21 protein-coding genes are annotated in these 17247 nt (G+C 56.0%); 14 read left to right on the forward strand and 7 right to left on the reverse strand.

Features of this window, described 5'->3' with window-relative positions:
* Positions 1–102 precede the first annotated feature (102 nt).
* From AC5SEM_RS07890 to AC5SEM_RS07935, 10 genes are all read left to right on the forward strand, one after another.
* Positions 103–450 carry a metalloregulator ArsR/SmtB family transcription factor gene (locus AC5SEM_RS07890; RefSeq protein WP_495472577.1) on the forward strand — a complete coding sequence of 116 codons (348 nt, stop codon included), beginning with the start codon at positions 103–105 and terminating at the stop codon, positions 448–450.
* A 14-nt stretch (positions 451–464) separates the two neighbouring features.
* Positions 465–935, forward strand: coding sequence for an arsenate reductase ArsC (locus AC5SEM_RS07895; protein ID WP_495472578.1), 471 nt, complete (start codon positions 465–467; stop codon positions 933–935).
* Between the two features lie 9 nt (positions 936–944).
* Entirely contained in the window at positions 945–1640 is a 696-nt protein-coding gene (gene arsH, locus AC5SEM_RS07900) for an arsenical resistance protein ArsH (RefSeq protein ID WP_495472579.1), read from the forward strand.
* Positions 1641–1741: 101 nt separating this feature from the next.
* Positions 1742–2485 (forward strand): hypothetical protein, encoded by a 744-nt coding sequence (locus tag AC5SEM_RS07905; RefSeq protein ID WP_495472580.1) that lies wholly within the window; start codon positions 1742–1744, stop codon positions 2483–2485.
* Entirely contained in the window at positions 2482–2694 is a 213-nt protein-coding gene (locus AC5SEM_RS07910) for a DUF4287 domain-containing protein (protein ID WP_331695464.1), read from the forward strand. Before AC5SEM_RS07905 ends, AC5SEM_RS07910 begins: the two co-directional genes overlap by 4 nt.
* Positions 2695–2707: 13 nt before the next feature.
* Positions 2708–3187 (forward strand): GNAT family N-acetyltransferase, encoded by a 480-nt coding sequence (locus tag AC5SEM_RS07915; protein WP_495472581.1) that lies wholly within the window; start codon positions 2708–2710, stop codon positions 3185–3187.
* 644 nt (positions 3188–3831) lie between these two features.
* On the forward strand, positions 3832–4194 hold the full coding sequence (locus tag AC5SEM_RS07920) for a DUF6124 family protein (RefSeq protein ID WP_099758690.1): 363 nt from the start codon (positions 3832–3834) through the stop codon (positions 4192–4194).
* A 136-nt stretch (positions 4195–4330) separates the two neighbouring features.
* The gene (locus tag AC5SEM_RS07925) at positions 4331–5872 is read left to right on the forward strand and encodes a phospholipase effector Tle1 domain-containing protein (protein ID WP_495472582.1); all 1542 of its coding nucleotides are present in this window, start codon (positions 4331–4333) and stop codon (positions 5870–5872) included.
* Complete coding sequence (locus AC5SEM_RS07930; RefSeq protein WP_495472583.1) at positions 5872–6528, forward strand: DUF2931 family protein; 657 nt, start codon at positions 5872–5874, stop codon at positions 6526–6528. Before AC5SEM_RS07925 ends, AC5SEM_RS07930 begins: the two co-directional genes overlap by 1 nt.
* A gap of 11 nt (positions 6529–6539) precedes the next feature.
* Entirely contained in the window at positions 6540–7199 is a 660-nt protein-coding gene (locus AC5SEM_RS07935; protein WP_495472584.1) for a DUF2931 family protein, read from the forward strand.
* A 448-nt stretch (positions 7200–7647) separates the two neighbouring features.
* Here the strand turns inward: AC5SEM_RS07935 and AC5SEM_RS07940 are convergent, their stop codons facing one another.
* The 4 genes from AC5SEM_RS07940 to AC5SEM_RS07955 form a co-directional block, all read right to left on the reverse strand.
* Entirely contained in the window at positions 7648–8241 is a 594-nt protein-coding gene (locus AC5SEM_RS07940; protein WP_495472585.1) for a hypothetical protein, read from the reverse strand.
* 40 nt (positions 8242–8281) lie between these two features.
* Positions 8282–8932, reverse strand: a complete 651-nt coding sequence (locus AC5SEM_RS07945; RefSeq protein ID WP_495472586.1) for a hypothetical protein — start codon at positions 8930–8932, stop codon at positions 8282–8284.
* Positions 8933–9070: 138 nt separating this feature from the next.
* Positions 9071–10177 carry a DNA alkylation repair protein gene (locus AC5SEM_RS07950; protein ID WP_495472587.1) on the reverse strand — a complete coding sequence of 369 codons (1107 nt, stop codon included), beginning with the start codon at positions 10175–10177 and terminating at the stop codon, positions 9071–9073.
* 2 nt (positions 10178–10179) lie between these two features.
* Positions 10180–10785: a glutathione S-transferase gene (locus tag AC5SEM_RS07955; RefSeq protein ID WP_495472588.1), complete on the reverse strand. Its 606-nt coding sequence runs from the start codon at positions 10783–10785 to the stop codon at positions 10180–10182.
* 363 nt (positions 10786–11148) lie between these two features.
* Between AC5SEM_RS07955 and AC5SEM_RS07960 the strand changes: the two genes are divergently transcribed.
* Entirely contained in the window at positions 11149–12375 is a 1227-nt protein-coding gene (locus AC5SEM_RS07960) for a hypothetical protein (protein ID WP_495472589.1), read from the forward strand.
* A 56-nt stretch (positions 12376–12431) separates the two neighbouring features.
* Here the strand turns inward: AC5SEM_RS07960 and AC5SEM_RS07965 are convergent, their stop codons facing one another.
* Entirely contained in the window at positions 12432–13340 is a 909-nt protein-coding gene (locus tag AC5SEM_RS07965) for a MurR/RpiR family transcriptional regulator (protein WP_123593870.1), read from the reverse strand.
* Positions 13341–13742: 402 nt separating this feature from the next.
* Between AC5SEM_RS07965 and AC5SEM_RS07970 the strand changes: the two genes are divergently transcribed.
* From AC5SEM_RS07970 to AC5SEM_RS07980, 3 genes are all read left to right on the forward strand, one after another.
* A complete protein-coding gene (locus tag AC5SEM_RS07970; protein ID WP_003225981.1) occupies positions 13743–14147 on the forward strand; it encodes a TraR/DksA family transcriptional regulator in 405 nt (134 codons plus the stop codon).
* 609 nt (positions 14148–14756) lie between these two features.
* Positions 14757–15980 carry a methyl-accepting chemotaxis protein gene (locus AC5SEM_RS07975; protein WP_495473450.1) on the forward strand — a complete coding sequence of 408 codons (1224 nt, stop codon included), beginning with the start codon at positions 14757–14759 and terminating at the stop codon, positions 15978–15980.
* A 113-nt stretch (positions 15981–16093) separates the two neighbouring features.
* Positions 16094–16297, forward strand: a complete 204-nt coding sequence (locus AC5SEM_RS07980) for a hypothetical protein (RefSeq protein ID WP_034152426.1) — start codon at positions 16094–16096, stop codon at positions 16295–16297.
* A 6-nt stretch (positions 16298–16303) separates the two neighbouring features.
* Here the strand turns inward: AC5SEM_RS07980 and AC5SEM_RS07985 are convergent, their stop codons facing one another.
* Together AC5SEM_RS07985 and AC5SEM_RS07990 are read right to left on the reverse strand one after the other, a co-directional pair.
* Positions 16304–16540, reverse strand: a complete 237-nt coding sequence (locus AC5SEM_RS07985; RefSeq protein ID WP_311886580.1) for a DUF2789 family protein — start codon at positions 16538–16540, stop codon at positions 16304–16306.
* 48 nt (positions 16541–16588) lie between these two features.
* Positions 16589–16840 carry a hypothetical protein gene (locus tag AC5SEM_RS07990; protein ID WP_034152424.1) on the reverse strand — a complete coding sequence of 84 codons (252 nt, stop codon included), beginning with the start codon at positions 16838–16840 and terminating at the stop codon, positions 16589–16591.
* Positions 16841–17247 lie beyond the last annotated feature (407 nt).

Here is a 17247-nt window from a genome sequence, read left to right on the forward strand (position 1 = left end):
CACAGGGGGATGCGCATATCACACGAGATGTGTGTCATCTCCGGGTTGATTTATATATGGATATCCGTATATTCGGATTTCCGTATGTGATGAGCCCGTCCCATGATCACTCCCACCGAAGTCTTCAAGAGCCTCGCCGACGAAACCCGCGTCCGCGCCATGCTGCTCATCGCCGATCAAGGTGAACTCTGCGTCTGCGAACTGATGTGCGCACTCGGCGACAGCCAACCGAAAATCAGCCGCCACCTCGCACAACTGCGCAGCAATGGCTTGCTGCTCGATCGCCGTCAGGGCCAGTGGGTCTATTACCGTCTCAACCCGGAGCTGCCAGCGTGGGTTCGCGAAATTCTGCAATTGACGTCCAAAGCCAACGCCGATTGGCTCAAGGACAATGCCGCGCGCCTGCAGAACATGGATGGCCGTCCTGTCCGTGAAACCGCGTGCTGCTGAGGAAGGAGAAACCCATGCGAATCCTGTTCATGTGCACGGCCAACAGTTGCCGCAGCATTCTCTCTGAGGCCATGTTCAATCACTTGGCACCTGCCGGGTTTGAAGCGGTGAGTGCTGGCAGTTTTCCCAAAGGCCAAGTCTTGCCGCGCAGCCTGTTGACCCTGCAAAAGCATGGCATCGCCATTGATGGCTTGCACAGCAAAGGCAACGACGCTTTTGAAAGCAACCCGCCGGACATCGTCATCACCGTGTGCGACAAAGCCGCTGGCGAGGCCTGCCCGGTGTATTTCGGCCCGGCGTTGAAATCCCACTGGGGGCTGGAAGATCCGTCCGAAGTGAAGGGCGACGAAGCCATTGTCGACGCGGCTTTTCACGCCACCCTTATGCGCATCGGCCAACGCTGTCAGGCCTTCCTCGATCTGCCTTTCCACTCGCTCAGCCGCGATCAACTCAAGGCTGAGCTCGACCGCATCGGCACGCTTTAAGGAGGATTTATGTCCGAACTGCCCAACCTCGATCTCAATCTGTTCGATAACGCCAAACCGTCGCAAGCGGACGCGCACAAACCACGCATCCTGCTGCTCTACGGCTCGACCCGCGAACGCTCGTTCAGCCGTTTACTGGTGGAGGAGGCCGCACGCCTGCTCGAACACTTCGGCGCCGAAACGCGGATCTTCAATCCGTCCGGTCTGCCACTGCCCGACGACGTTCCGGTCGACCATCCCAAAGTGCAGGAACTGCGCGATCTGGTGCTGTGGTCGGAAGGCCAGGTCTGGTGCTCACCCGAACGTCATGGCGCGATGTCCGCCGTGTTCAAGGCGCAGATCGATTGGGTCCCGCTGGAACTCGGCGCGGTACGCCCGACCCAGGGTAAAACCTTGGCCGTGATGCAGGTCTGCGGCGGTTCGCAGTCGTTCAACGTGGTCAACCAGTTGCGCGTGCTGGGCCGCTGGATGCGCATGTTCACCATCCCCAACCAATCCTCGGTGCCCAAGGCCTATATGGAGTTCGACGACACCGGGCGGATGAAAGCGTCGCCGTTCTACGATCGTGTGGTCGATGTGATGGAAGAACTGGTGAAGTTCACCGTGCTGCTGCGCGATCAACAGGCGCATCTGGTCGACCGTTACTCCGAGCGCAAGGAAAGTGCTGAGCAATTGATGGCGCGGGTTAATCAGCGTTCGATCTGAGTAACGCTTGCACAGCATGACAAGGCCGGCTGCAAATGCTGGCCGATTCACCTAGGATATCGGCGCATCACCGTGTGACGGGCAAACTCAAGGAAGTGGTCATGAAATTCAAGGAATGGGTGGACTTGACGGCACTGTATAAACGCAGCCGCAGACAGCCGAACAAGTTGCTGTTCACATGGAAGAATGCGCGCCGGTTGTGGCCGATGTGGGCGGTCGCCGTGTCAACGTTGCCCCTTATTGCTTTGTCCGCTCTGGGCATCAAATACCCGATCTTCGTTCCGATCTCCTACGCCGGTCTTGCCGTGTGGACAGTGGGGTTATTCTTTACTCGACTCAATGCCCTTCGCAGGGTTTATCCCGTGCAGTTCGCTGAACATGCCATTGGCCAGCAACGCTGGGGCGAGCAAGAGAACATTCTTTGCTATGCGTTCTTTTTGCAGATTGTGCAGGATGAGGGCTATACGGCTGCCAAGCTTCGGGAACTCTCGGCGTATTCAGACTTGACTGTCGTGCCAGCCAAACCTGCACTTTCGCAAAATCTGGTCTTCGTTTCGCTCTTCGCTCTGATGATCGGTCTGTCCACGGAACTGATCAAAGCGACATCTTTTTTTCTAGGAGGGAAGGGCGCTGTCATCCTTATTCTGGTCGCCGCGGTGTCGTTTATTTACTGGATTGTCTGGGATGGCATTCAAAGCACGCCCTACCAAAGACTGCGGATAAAACGCTATGTTGATCTGGCCGCCTATGATCTGGAAGAAGCGGTTCAGGATGTTCGAGAATTGAATCCGGTGGAGTCTTCGCCGGTTTTATCGATGAGCAAGCAAACGGAGCCAACAGCATGAGCGAAGACAACAAAGTAAAAGGCCCAGCCTCCTACTTCCCCTCCATTGAAAAGAAGTACGGCCAGCCGATCGATCACTGGCTGAACCTCCTCGCCAGCATCAGCGACAAGAAACACATGGAACTGGTGGCGTGGCTCAAGGAGGAACACGGCATGGGCCACGGTCATGCCAACGCCTTGGTTGCGCATCATCTGGCGGGTAAAAAGTGAGGGCAGGGCAGCGATGAATTTCTCCCACCGGCCAGTGACGGCCGACGACGTCAACACCCTCTGCAGCTTTCCCCAGGGCGAACAAGAACTGTTCTTCATGTTCCCGAAAGCCAACTTCCCGCTGACGGAAGAGCAGATGCACAGCGCAATCAGCCAACGCTTCGACTCCACGGCTTTTCTGGCCAACGGCGAGTTCGTTGGCTTCGCCAATTTCTACCGCGCTGAGCACGATGGCATCTGCTGCATCGGCAACGTCATCGTCGCGCCCTACGCCCGTGGCCAGGGTGTTGCGCGGTACATTGTCGAGACCATGACCGCGCTGGGTTTCGAAAAATACCAGGCCAAGGAAGTGCAACTGTCTTGCTTCAATGAAAACACTGCAGGCCTGCTGCTCTACCCGAAACTTGGCTTCGTGCCGTTCTCCATTGAAGAGCGCCCGGCGCCGAATGGTGGACGTTCCGCCCTCATCAACATGAAACGCCACCGACCATAGCCATCCCCCAATCCCTGTGGGAGCCAGGCTTGCCCGCGATGGCGCCAGCCGCCCGCCGCGAACCCCGAGCCCAACACAAAACCTGTGGGAGCGAGCCTGCTCGCGAAGACGCCAGCCCACTCACCCCAAATCCCAAGCCAGACTCAATCCCCTGTAGGAGTGAGCCTGCTCGCGATAGCGCAAGCCCAGCCACCACCAATCCCACCTCAACCACAAATCCCTGTGGGAGCGAGCCTGCTCGCGAAAACGCCCACCCAGTCACCCCATCAACCATCAACCACTGACCGAAATAAACAGCAAAACCACCACTGTTTAAACGAAGCCTCAAGTAATCACCGAAACCCTACAACGCCTTGCGCCGTTACCTACGACTAAGCCAGAATCCGCCGGCTTGTGCGTCTAGGGCGCGGGTTCTATCGTCTGTCGGTCGCTGAAAAACAGCGATCGGGTTTGGTAGCCCGCCATAACTAGTCGCATCGCGAACCGTTCGCAGACCTCATCAGGTCTCTGCTCAATGGTGGCCATGCGCAGGACACCTTCGGGTGTGCCGGGTCCTAGTTACCGGTCTACCAACCCGCGTATGGCCGCCACCTTCGTTTGGTAGCGAATGTGAAGGCTCCTTTTTATTAACTAGGAGTTTCACCATGATCAAACCAACACCCAACCCACCCGAAACCGACCCCACATCCCCCTACGAATCCCCCGATTCCAAGCGATTCCACGAAGCCGCCGAACGCGCCCTCGACCACTACCTCAAACCCGCCAGCCAAATCATGGCCAGCACCCAACAACCCGAACGCATGTACCTCGCCAACCCGAAGTACGACAGCGAATCCCTGCTCGCCAACGCCAGCGAAACCCTAGGCTCCGCCAGCGAAATGCTCCTCAACTTCGCCGCCATGCTCGACACCCCCCACCGCAAAACCGCACTGGGCATCGCCCAAGTCGTGATGCTCGGCGAAATCGCCGTCAATCAAGCGCTGGATAACGTCGAAATCGCCAGCTAACCCCCACCCCGACGAGGGGAAACCCTCGTCGAACCCCGCGGTCACACCTTGGCTGGCACACGGCCACGGCTTGCGCCCCCCAGCCTCGGCTGTCACCCTTCGGGCCGTTCTCAAGGATCAGAACCAGGAATCACGGATGAGTGGCTACGTACCCAACCCCCCGAAAAACTTCCGCTACGAAGAAGCCAAACCCGTCGATATTCACGCCCAGCGTTGGGCGGAATATGAGAAGCACGGGAAAGAACCTGCGCGCGAACCTGAGAAAATCGGGATAGCGCTGAGGATTGGGGTTTTCTTTGATGGCACTGGGAATAATGCGAACAACACGGCGGCTGGATTGCTGTGTGGGGCGCAGCATCCGATCGCGCCTCAGGATATTCCCGTCAGTTGCATGCCGTACATGAGCGACCCGGACAGCAGTTACGGAGCCGGCCTCACCAATGTTAAAAAACTGCATGATTTATATAAAAAGACTGAGAAAGCTGAGGGCACAGGCGCCTTTAGATGCATATCACGTCCTGTCTATGTCGACGGTATTGGCACTGTAAACAATGAGAAAGACAGCGCCGTAGGCTCAGGTATGGGCCGGGGTGACACCGGTGTCGCTGGGCGTGTTCAGGCGTCTTTCGCGCAAATAAAACAAACCATCGAAGAAGCCCTGCTAGATAGTCCTGGCAGTGAAATAGTGTCTCTGACTTTTGATACGTTTGGCTTCAGTCGTGGCGCAGCAGCTGCAAGGCATTTCTCAAATGAAATCGTGCGAGGCAAGCAAGGGCCATTGGGAAGCTTGTTGAACAACAGTGCCAAAGATTTCAGCCGCAGTTTTGATAGCCAATACGGAAACGGTATCAAAATGGGATTTATCGGCCTGTTCGACACAGTGCCATCCATCGCCGGTTTTACCAACCTTGGTCAAGTGACGAGCCCTATCGCTCCCGGTGTGAAGCTTTATCTGGATCGCAGATTCTTCAAAGATGTTGTCCATCTCGTAGCTCGCGATGAGTGCCGCGCCAACTTCGCGCTCAGTCGGGTTAAGCCCGACCATCCGGAATACACCTTTCCCGGCGTCCATTCGGATATCGGAGGAAGCTACCTCGATGAAGTCGAGGAATGCGTGTTGGTCAGTCCCATGCAAGCGCTTGAAGTCTCAGTCCAAACTGACGTTGCAACTACATCGATCTACCGGGATGCTGCACGCCTGAAAAGTCAGTGGGTTGCCAAAGGGTGGCCTGCAAATCTACTGGAAGTTGTCACACCGGCCGCGCTCTTACTCCCTACGGACAATCAGGATCGACTGGCACCCCGAGAGAAGCGTGTGTACGCCGCGCTGCAACTCAAGCGACCAGTGAGCGGCAAGCTCTCGCGCGTCTACTTGAGAGTCATGTATCAACTGGCGAAGGAAAAGGGCGTCCAGTTCATCGATATGCCTGAGAGCGATGAGTACGCTGTGCCAGATGACTTGCAAGCATTGTGTAATCGTTTTGTCGCCGGCGACTACAGCACCACGGCTGAGGAAGAAAAGCTGCTAAAGCTCAAATACATTCACACCTCCGCGAACTGGAATCATCCCCTCGGCAGGAGGGATGCAAGCGGCATAGAAGCCGTTTACATCAACGCGCCGACGGCAGACGCAATTCGCGTACAACACCCACACGTACCTGATTGGAAGCTTTGGTAATGAGAGCGTTGATTGTTCTGCTGGGCGTTTTTCTGTTAGCGGGTTGCCAGACGAGAGCCGCAGAAAGTGGCGAAAGTGACCCTAAGTCCCCGTGGTGGCAACTAGGGTTTGTTGAGCCGGACTACATGAAAATATGGGTAGAGGACAGCTCCGTTCTGGACATTCAAAACAGGATGTTTTTCAAGGCAGGAGGGAGAACCGCTGCCGGAGGTGAACCCGAAGATGGCACAGAGTCCGCCCGTGGTTGGGGCACTGTTAGCGGTTCCGGTATTCCGGTAACCGGTGCCGATCTTCCCAAACTCATCTTCGTCCGTTGGCAGTCCATATCAGAGCAGAAAACCTACAAGGGTTTCATCGAAATCCCAGAATCAGCCAGGCAATTGATGGTGGACTCAACGCATCATCGTTGCCCGGAAACTCCAGAAAGAGCTGCGCGATATATGGCCTCGCTGTACGTGGGGCTAGCTCCAGGTGGTGTATTGCAAGCGTGGGTCAGGGACTCATGCCACCGCCCGGTCCAAGTTGCTCATGCCCAAGGCGAAGTTGAACCACTAGGTCCGGAGCAAGGGAAGCACGGTGGGCGCTATGCCTACCCTGTGAGTGAAAAGGCCAAGAGGTATATCGACAAGTTCGGCATTCCGTATGGGAGTTGGTAAGCCGTGCGCCAATGAAGCAACTCATTACGATGCTTTGCATCTTGCTAGTCACGGGATGCCAGGTTGCTGATCCACTGTCAGCCAAAAACGACCCGAAATCCGAGTGGTGGGAGTTGGCGTTTACCGAGCCGGACTACATGAAGGTCTGGGTAGAGAACAGTTCTGTTCAAGACATTAATGGCAGGATTTTCTACAAAACCGGCGGCGGCACAGCTGCGGGGGGAGAGCCTGAAGATGGAACGGAGTCCGCCGGAGGTTGGACAGGTGGGGTAGGCGGCAGCGGAAGGAGAGTGGTGGGAGCAGATTTGCCTGTTCGCATCTGGGTCCGTTGGCAATCGATTGTCGAACAGAAAACGTGGCAGGCATGGGTAGAAATCCCAGAGGAAGCCAGGCAGTTGATGGTGGCGTCCGTCAATCAACGTTGCCCGCAGACGCCTGATCAGGAAGCGAGATTTATGGCGTCGGTTTATCTAGGGTTGGCCCCCGGTGGTGTTGTGCAGGTTTGGGTAAGAGACTCTTGCCACCACCCGGTTAAAGTCGCTCGAGCGCAGGCTGAAATTGAGCCACTGGGGCCGAGCCAAGGTAAGAACGAAGGGCGTTACGCTTATCCGGTGAGTGAAAAGGCAAAGCGGTATATCGAGAAGTACGGTATCCCTTACGGTAGTTGGTGAGTAGCGTGCTTCTGACTGACCTCCAACCTCATCCTTAATGAAGCGCCTAACGAGGCTGTTCTCGTACGCCACCTGAGCGTCGCATCATGTTTGGTCGGCGCTGGTCGAATCACGGAAATTTATTGTGAGAATTGAAAAAGCTACACGCTTCGATGATGTCGACCACGACGCGGGATATGGGTGCCGTGGTTTCAACTACGTGATTCGGAATGAAATGGATGAGTTTCACGTCAGAACTTACGATGGTGACCCCGGTAAGGCAACGGTAGTACGCCCGACTTCTATGTACAAAAACTGCAACCTCAGAATGCTTGTTGATTTTTTACAATCCGAACTGAATGCATCCTCGATCTGCCTCTATAAGGGGGAGATTGGTGGCTATGAAGAGATAGATCTGAACGGGTTGATACTTAAAAAATAGGCCTGTCGCCGCTTTTGTAATTGTTCGTCAGGTGGTCGTAGGGGTCTCCAGATAAAGGTGAAGCTCTGACAGAAACCTACAGTGCCCTTTGACTTTTTTGAGCTCGGCGAGCAAGTCATCAATCCGAAAAACCATCAACTTAGCTTTGCCATCATCTAAAGTAGCGCCATCGCGCTTTTCCGCATCGGACTTGCTCCTAGTGAATGCCACAAGGAACCGTTCATCAATGTAACTTTTGACGACCCAGTGAGAAAAGGTATGTCGAAAAATCCTATGCATTTCGATAGTTTCTACTGCTGAGATAATCCCTGCGGTATCTATATTGAGATCGGTTTGCTTGGCCTCTTTTTTGGTATGGAGTAAAACGTCCGCATCATTGAGAAGGAATGCAAAATCACTTGGAGAGCCAAGCCGCTTTTCTCGAAGCATTGCAGTCAATCCTCTGCACAACGCGTCCGACATGCAATACATCTGGATAAGCTCACCGATGAGGGCGAGCTTATCCTTGCCGATATCCTGAAGAAGCAGAGCTAGTTTAGTGTTATTCGCGGCTTCTAGCCGACACATAACCTCAATCATCTCTTCGTCAACCACCCTTTGAATCGAATCAATTGTTTTCATTTCTTCCTCAATTACTGATACGACGTGTTTTGCGTCAGCGTCAAAGATGCTCGTCTAGGAGTTCACGAAGCCCAGAGAGCTGCGCTCCAACGTCTCTGATGTCCAATTTCTCCCACTCCGCGTGAAGAGCGTGGTTGCGGACCGCTGCATATGATTTCAAGCGCTTCGCCTTTACCTGCGTAAAGACGCTGCGCTTTGTCAGTTCATCAATTAGAGGTTCAAGAGACACACCACCAACCGCAATCTCGAATTTCCGCGCTATGCGCTTGATAGTGTCTTCGAGCACTGCAGAAGCAAGGACAGCAGCTTCGTTGACCTTGCCGGCCTTGTGATACTGCGTCGCGTGATCAAGGAAGTCATCGAATGCTGAGGCGACTACTTGGTCCTCGAGCTTGACCAGTAACCCTGCATGCGCTTCAAGCTGCACCGAATGAAGCAGGCCTAAGAGTTTTTCGATGGAGGAAATAGGGAAGCCGCTTTTGAGCTCCTCATGTTCGACGATCCTCTGCAACTCTGCTATGTAGAAACTGCCCGGCGGGGCGACTTGGTGTATCGCGTTAGCCGCGGACGAGAACCAACTTTGCGCCTCTACGACGTCTTTCATCCAGTAGTCTTGCGATGATTGTGAACGGGCGGCGGCATTGCCCCGCGAGATCAGTTCATCGATTCGCTTGAGTACGTGATCCTGCATTGTGAATTACCCCTGCTGTTGTAGAGCATTGAATGGCTGCTTTTTGGCCGAAAAAATCGACACTCTCCCGAAAGCGGCCCCATCCGTAATTCCATATATGTCCAAGCACTGCCAGATCAACGGAATCCATCCGTGGCCTTATCCAGCAACGATGTCAAACGCAGTACCACCCAATACCTCCCCATTAACCATCACCCAAACCCCATGCCGCCCCAAAAAATGCTTCCGCGTCGTAAAGTCCTTAATCACCTGCCGCCTCCCCACAACCACACTCTCAAACCCCACCAAAACCACCGTCTTCAACTTAAAAACCTTCCCCGAAACCCCGCCATTCGCCTTCACATAGTCAATCGCATAATCAATCACCAACCGCTGCTCATGCGCCACCGTCGACTTCACCACAAACGACAACGTAATCGCTTCCCCCAACCTAATCACCGCCGGCTCAACCCGCACATCCAGCAACTCAACCTCAGCCTTTGCCCCGGCACCAATCACCGTCAGCGCCCGCAAATCCCCCTGCTTAATCAAACTCCTCAAAGCATGCTTCGCAATCCAACCCGTGTGCTTGTTCTCCAACGACCAACCTTCAATCGTGTCCAGCACCCACTCCGGATGCACCTTCGTCACATCATTCAAATGATTCGCCACGGACTTGCGCACATACAAACTCTCATCAGCCTTCAATCGATCCAGTATCCCGGCGGCCAACTGTGGATCCGCCTGCACCGCGTCCAACCGAAACGACCAAGGCAGACGAGGGCGGCTGCCTTCGCTGGCGAGGCGTCGAACGTGGTGGTTTTCGTCTCGGGTCCAGTCGTGCATCCGTTCCAACGAGCGCTCCAGGTCGCTGCGCAGAAAGTGGCGGATGGCGAATTCGGAGGAGCCGAAGGTGGTGAAGTACTTCAGGGCGTCCATGGAGGTGTCGAATGCGTGCCCGCCATAGCTCGCGACGTAGTGCGGCAGGCACATGCTGACGAATCCGCTGTTCAGCCTTGGCGCGAGTTCACGCAATACATCGAGGGAATCTTGGTAATCCAGCGGCAACACGGCATGCAGGCTTTCGCTGACACGCGCCATGCGTTGCATTACCGATAATTCAGCAAGTCCATCCTGGGCGTGCTTGAGAAACGCCTTGGCCTTGAACGCCGGGTACACGGCGCTCATTTCGCGGGCGATGTGTTGCAAGCGCTCGGTGTTGAAGATTTCCTTTAACGCCGGGGCGGCGGTGTCGGTGGTGCTCATGGTCAGGTCATCGGGGTGCTGACGAACGCTTCGAGGGTTTCGGCGTAGGCGGTGTATTGGGCGATATGGGGGTAGCGGCGGGTGTCGATCTGGTCGGGGACGACGAGGCCAGTGAAGCTCCAGGCGACGGCCAGGCTGATGCCGGCCTGGGTGAGGGTGTCGTCGGTGGGCAGGCCGGTTTTTTCCAGTTCTTGCTCGAGGGCGGTGAATGCAGCGGCGAGTTGGCCTTCGACGCGTTCGACCCACGGTTGGTATTGAATGTCGGCCGGGCGCAGGTTGCGTTCGTAGTAGAGCTGCACGGCTTTTTCGCAGGCGGCGAGGCTGAGGCCGATCAGGCGCAGGGCTTGGGCGCGTTGTTTCAGGTCGGTCGGCAGCAGGCTTTTGCCGGAACTGGCTTCGAGGTAATCGAGGATGAGGGTGGAGTCCATCAGGACCACGCCGTCGTCGAGGATCAGTGTGGGCGCTTTGACCACCGGGTTGATCTGCTGGAATTGCTCGAAGTGGCGGAACACCGAGACCGACTCGTGTTCGAGGTCGATCCCCAAGCGTTTGGCGGAAATCGCCACGCGGCGTACGTAGGGTGAGTCGAGCATTCCAATCAGTTTCATGTGCAACTCCTTTGGCAAATCACGACCTGACGATGGGAATCGAATGTAGCGGGAAAAGCTGTTGGTTGACTACCGGGAAAAAGTTTTGGCCTTCTGTAATAGTCGTGAAACAGAAACTGTTACAGCGCTGAAACATCCGAAAATAAAGGCGTTCATTGACCTTGCGAGGTGTTTTGGCGGATCTATAGTCAAAGTGCCAGCACCGACCAGGGATGGAACAGTTAAGCGAGCTCAGGCCCTCTGATTCAGTACTCGTTTGTATTACTCCCTTGCAGTCCATCAACCCTAGAGCGATGAGGCACTGCCGTGCGCGCGGTAAGAGTGCGCGCCGTCGGTCACATAAAAGGGTCCGAGGGGCATGTCATGAACAATTTTCATCGTTTGACGATTTGTGCGTTGTGTATTGGGTTGGTCGCTTGCAGTAGCCGCCCGGAACGCGGGGCGGTCGTGCAGCAGTGGTCGGCCAATACGGAGCAGTTGAACTTCAAACCGATATTTCCGCCGCGTGGCAACTTTGAAGTAGGTGATTTTTATGTGGTAAGAGCCGCGAAGGCCGGTAACAAGATGAAAACCGCTGATTACTACATGAGTTCGGTCTGGTTTGATCGGATGAGGCTGGATGAGGAACTGAAGAAGGCCGCGCCTTACATCACCGCGCAGAAAACTCCGGTGGACAAGTCCGGACTTGTGACGGCGACCAGTGTTCCGGACCTTTTTGTACCGAACACCAACGTGAAAATGAATGCACTGGTGGCCTTTCCCGGTTTCACCTTTGCCTCACTGGCTGAGAGTGATATCGGGCTAGGGGTCAGCAATAGCGCGATCGGCGCATTTTTTGGGGGCGCGCGCAAGTCGGGATATTCGGTGGCGTACTCGGTGCCATTGGCGGAAACATATGGGGTGCTGTATAGCGATGCCCATCTTGCGGCCGACAAATATTTAAGCAAATACACCGACGCTCAACGCAACAAGCTGACAAATGCGGTGGTTTCGCTGAAAAACGATGCGAAGATCAACGACAAGAATGACACGAAGTCTGTGCTTGTACTGGTAACCCAGGTTTATCTGGCGCGCTCATTGGATGTGGTGGTTTCCTCGACCGAAAGCAACGGTGCGCAATTGTCTGCGGTTACGCGGGCACTGACAGATCTGGATGAGCGCAAAACGGCTATTGAGAACCAGCTTCGCGCGCTAAAGCCAACTGCCAAAGGGGATGGAGCAGGAGACGGGAAGCCCGCAGTGGCCAAGGCAGGCGATACCAAGGCGGCTGCCGACAAGCCCGCGGCCGTCGTGCCGGCGACCAATCAGGCGCTTGTTAAACAGAAAGAGGCGGAACTGGCACAGGTCAACGCCGATATCCGTAAACGCGTGGAGTCCGTAACGCCCGCGATGCCGGGTGTGACCGGTTCAGTGGTGAAGTCCTCCGCGACGAGTCTGACGTTGCGTCAAGTTTTCGATACACCGGTGGCTATCGGTTATTCGGGCATCAACATTGATATCGACACGTTGATCAAGGATCGCAAAGTCGTCGAAGCGTCCAATATTGATACCTTTCCGTTGAAACAGATCATCAAGGTCAATCTCGAGTAGGTGGCAGCAAATCACAGCGTCGATCTGCTCGGGCAGGTCGTCGCTGTATTAGGTTGTCAGTCGTCAAACCCCGCCTGCTCGTGAATCTCATCGACATTGAGTTCCAGCCGATACGCCACCGCCACAAACAACGCCTGACACAGACACAGCGTCGCACTCAGCGAACGAAAGGCGAGGGCGCTGCCTTCGTTGACCAGCAACACACTGTGGGCGAGTTTCGCCAGTGGCGAGAGGTGGCTGTCGGTGAGGATCAGGGTGTTGGCCTGCTGCTGGCGGGCGAAGCGCAGGCAATGTTGGGTTTCCTTGGCGTAGGGCACGAAGCTGATGGCGATGACCAGATCGTTGGCGCGCACGCTGCGCATTTGCTCGCGATAGCTGCCGCCTAGCCCGGACACCAGATGAATTTTTTTCTGAGTGTGTTGCAAGTTGTAAACGAGGTAGTCGGCGACGGCGAAGGAGCGACGCACGCCGACGACATAAATGTTGTCGGCGTTGACGATCAGGTCGACGGCTTTTTCGAACGCGGCGTCGTCGAGTTCACGGCCCAGGCGTTCGATGCCGGAGCGCGTGGCGTCGATGCATTCGCGCGCGAGGTCGCCGGCGCTGGCTTGCTGCGACTGGTTGGCGATCATGCTGCGGATGCGTTGCTGGTAGTTTTGCACCGGTGAGGCTTTGTGCGTGTAGGCGCTGCGGAACAGTGCCTGCATTTCGCTGAAGCCGCTGAAACCGAAGCGTTGCGAGAAGCGCACGATGGCGGACGGGTGGACTTCGCACTCGCGGGCGATGTCGCTGATGCGGTCGACCATGATCCGGTCGCTCTGCTGGCTGATGTAGCTGGCGATGCGTTTGAGCTGGCGCGGCAGGGCGTCGTATTCGTCGGTGATCAGTTGCAGCAGGCGCTCGGCATTGATCGGGGGGCTGGCGAGTGAAACCTCGTCGGTGGCCGGCAGATCGGGGCGGGGCATAGGTCATCCTTCAAGCTGGTTGATCACACGGTGGGCCTGATAGTAGGGGGGCTTTTGCGGTTCTGCTTTGCTGAAACGATGCAGTGCGTGGTAAAAAATTGCGTCTGGGCGCTGCTTGGTTAGCCGTTTGTCTTCTATATACAGCCGCTCGACTGAATTTCTTGCTATAAACGCACTCCGATTGCCCGTGTGAACGCTGTGTCAGAGCAGTTTCCGGACGTTGTCGGACAAATTCCCTGTATTTACAGTTGCTGAGGCCTCATTCGGGCCTTAGACTGCCGCCCCTCGTAAATTGAGTGCCGGGTGGCATTTGCAATAAACGATGCCTTTTCGCCGACCGCACGCGGTTCGCCGAAACGCTCCCTAATTCGCCTTAATGCACGTTTTTTTATAGAGATATCAATGACAAAGGACAAGTTGCTGGCCATGCCGGCAGATGACTACATGAATGCCGAGCAGCACGCTTTCTTCACTGAGCTGTTGCAGAACATGAAAGTCGAAACCCACGAGCGCATTGAGCAAAATCGTATCGCCATCGAAAGCCTGGACACCCCGGCTGACCCGGCGGACGCGGCTTCGGTTGAAGAAGAGCGCACTTGGCTGGTAAACGCGATCGATCGCGACCAGCGCATGCTGCCGCAACTGGAACAAGCCCTTGAGCGCATCAAGGAAGACAGTTTTGGCTGGTGCGATGACAGCGGCGAGGCCATTGGCCTGAAACGCCTGCTGATCAGCCCGACCACCAAGTACTGCATCGAAGCTCAAGAGCGTCACGAGCAGATCGATAAGCACCAGCGTCAGGCCTGATTCTGTGAGGTGACCCTTTCGATAGGGGCGCCTTGAAAAGATCGCAGCCTTCGGCAGCTCCCACACGGGCGTTGCTGGAGGCTGCGATCTTTGTTTTTGCTCGTCTGCAATAATCCCGAGCCGTTCCATTGACCTGCCACAGACCCCACGACTAACGGACCATGGATAATGGCGTTGTAGTGGCGTTTAATGCAGTTACAACAATGAGAACAAGCGTGGGGTGTTGATATGACGAGAGATGGATCTCTGGTTGGGGCTTTGCCTGCACCAGTGCTTTTGCCGAAAAACCGCTGGATCGCGCCGACCCTGCAAAGCATCGCCCTGATGCTGTTGTTGGCCGGCATGAGCCTAGCCGACTGGTCGCTGTACATCGGCATGCCGCTGGCGGTGCTGATTGTCTGGCTGCCGCGCCTGCGCTCCCGCACCATCCCCGATGTTCAGCCTGCCGACAGCGGCAGCGCCATGTCTGAACTCACCCGCGACCTTTCCTACACCACCAGTCATAACGCCTTGTCGGCAGCCGGCGTGGCATTTTCGGTCAAGGAACTGGCGAGCAAACTCGAATCGCAACTCGATGCGGCGGCGCGGATCGTCAGCAACGCCGAGGTAATGATCGCGACCGAACACGCGACGTCGCAGCTTAGTCGCGAAGCCCTTGAGGCGGCGAGTCAGGCGCATCACAGCAGCGCGGCGGGGCGCACGGAACTGGTGGATTCGATCGCGCGCATGCATCAGCTCAGTCAGCGCGCGAATGCCAGCCGTGAATTGATCGAAGCCTTGAGCCTGCGCAGCGACGATATTCAGCGCGTGACGTTGGTGATTCAGTCGATTGCCAGCCAGACCAATCTGCTCGCACTGAACGCGGCGATCGAGGCGGCGCGGGCCGGGGAACATGGTCGCGGTTTTGCGGTAGTGGCGGATGAAGTTCGCGGATTGGCGGCGCGCACCGCCTCGGCAACCGGTGAAGTGGGTGAGATGGTCGCTGACATTCAGCAGCGCACAGCGCAGGTCGTGGAGCAGATTCGCGAGTTGTCGAGTGATCTGCAGACCGGTGTCGAGCAGGTCGAACACACCGGCCAGCATCTGGAGAATATCGCGCGACTGGCAGCCGGGGTGGAAACTCAGGTCGGTGAAATCGCTCAGGGCGCGGAAACCAATCGCGAACAGCTCGACAGTCTGTTCAAGGCCATCGAACAGATGCGCAGCGACCTGGCGATCAGCGATCAACAGACTCGCCGCCTCGCCGAAGCAGCGGTGCAGATGGAAGGGCAGGCGGAAACCATCAGCGAGCGTCTGGCTGAAGTCGGTCTGGATGACTATCACCAGCGCATCTACGATCTGGCCCGCGAAGGCGCGAGCCAGATTGCTGCGCGGTTCGAGGCGGATGTCGAGCAGGGGCGGATCAGCCTTGAGGAATTGTTCGACCGCCAGTATCAGCCGATCCCGAATACGCAACCGGCGAAGTTTCAAACCCGTTTCGACCGATACACCGATCAGGTGCTGCCGGCGATTCAGGAGCCATTGCTGCCGCGTCACGAGGGGTTGGTGTTCGCCATCGCCTGTACGCAACAGGGTTATGTGCCGACGCACAATCAGCTGTTCAGTCAGCCGTTGACCGGTGATGAGCAGGTCGATGCCGTAAATAATCGCACCAAGCGTAAATTTGCTGACCGCACCGGTATTCGTTGCGGCAGTCATCAGCAACCGGTGTTGTTGCAGACCTACACGCGCGACACCGGTGAGCTGATGCATGACCTTTCGGTGCCGATCATGATCAAGGGCCGGCACTGGGGGGGATTGCGTCTGGGTTATAAGCCGGAAAGTCCGCGTTGAGGGATTGTTACTTCCGGTGCAATGAATCTGTGCACGGAGCTTGCTGTTTCCGCCCGCAAGAAACCATTAATCTGCCCGCTTAGTTAGGGTGCTAATGATTTCGGGAGGGCTGCATGCAGTGCAGAGTTGATGTTGCCGTGATGATCGGCAGTGGCGTGCCCGCCGGTTTGCGCGCAATGGGTCGTAGCGTCTGCTGGGTGGTGTTGCTCAATGGCGAGCGTCGCGGCACCGCTTTTGCCAGTCGCGACGAAGCGGAAGAGTGCAAGGCTGCGTGGCTCGCGCAGTTGCACGCCAAGCCAAGTGACAGCCTGCACTGATCAGAATTACTTGCCGCGATGCAGGCGTACATTCAGTTCATCGACCATGACCGCTTCTTCACCGTCAGCCGTTAACCATTCCTTGAGCAATTGCGCCTGTTGCGGTGACCAGAAGTCGGCGTCGATCAGTTTGACGTCGGCAGCCAGTGGATGCGCTTCGATGAAATCGTCGATTGCTGTGCCTTCTGAAGGCAGCCCCAGTTGATCGAACAGGGTTTTCAAATCGTATGCTGGCAGTTCCATCGTGTACTCCTTCGGTGGGCGCCGGTATGGCGCGGTCGATCTCTCTCTTTATCTGAGGCAACCGCTCGCCAGGAGTTCGATCTTAGACTCAAGTGAACGGGCGAGAGCACAGGCTTCGTTGTGATCTTCGCGGAAACCTCTTACACGCCCGGTCGAGGTTTCCTTGATGTGGAAGAAAGCGTTGCCTGCCGGCACGACTTGAAAGCGTGGCCAGTGCTCGTTGATGGCGCTGACATGCAGGATCAGCGGCGATTCGATCCGTGCGTCAGCAGTCATGGCAAAGTGAGTCCGAGTGCACATGTGAAGTCCTTTTCATCAGTTGGCCGGTAATTACAGGCCGTTTCGGGTAGTCGGAATGAGCATCGCTGCTCTAGAATCGCCAGTACCTGTTGACGACAGGGCTTATCTAAAGCAATTTTTCGCCAGCGATATGTCGGAAAAGTGCTTTTTTTCGTGAGAATTTTCCCTAAAGTTCGTAGTCAGACTGCTCTTGCCAGCGGTGAGGAATTTTCCTTCAAGCTTTGGCGACATCGGGATGAGTTTCGCGAGTGACAATCCAGTAGTCTTACGGACCTCGCGCTGAATGAGCACTCTGCTCTATTCGGGTTTTTATTTGAGTCATTTGGCAGTTACATCGGCCTGGCCGTTTTTTTGCCGTGCGCGTTTTCCGTGTGCGGTTTTTTCAGATGTGGGGATGTTTCTTTGGC

It is taken from the genome of Pseudomonas sp. CH61 (assembly GCF_059429415.1).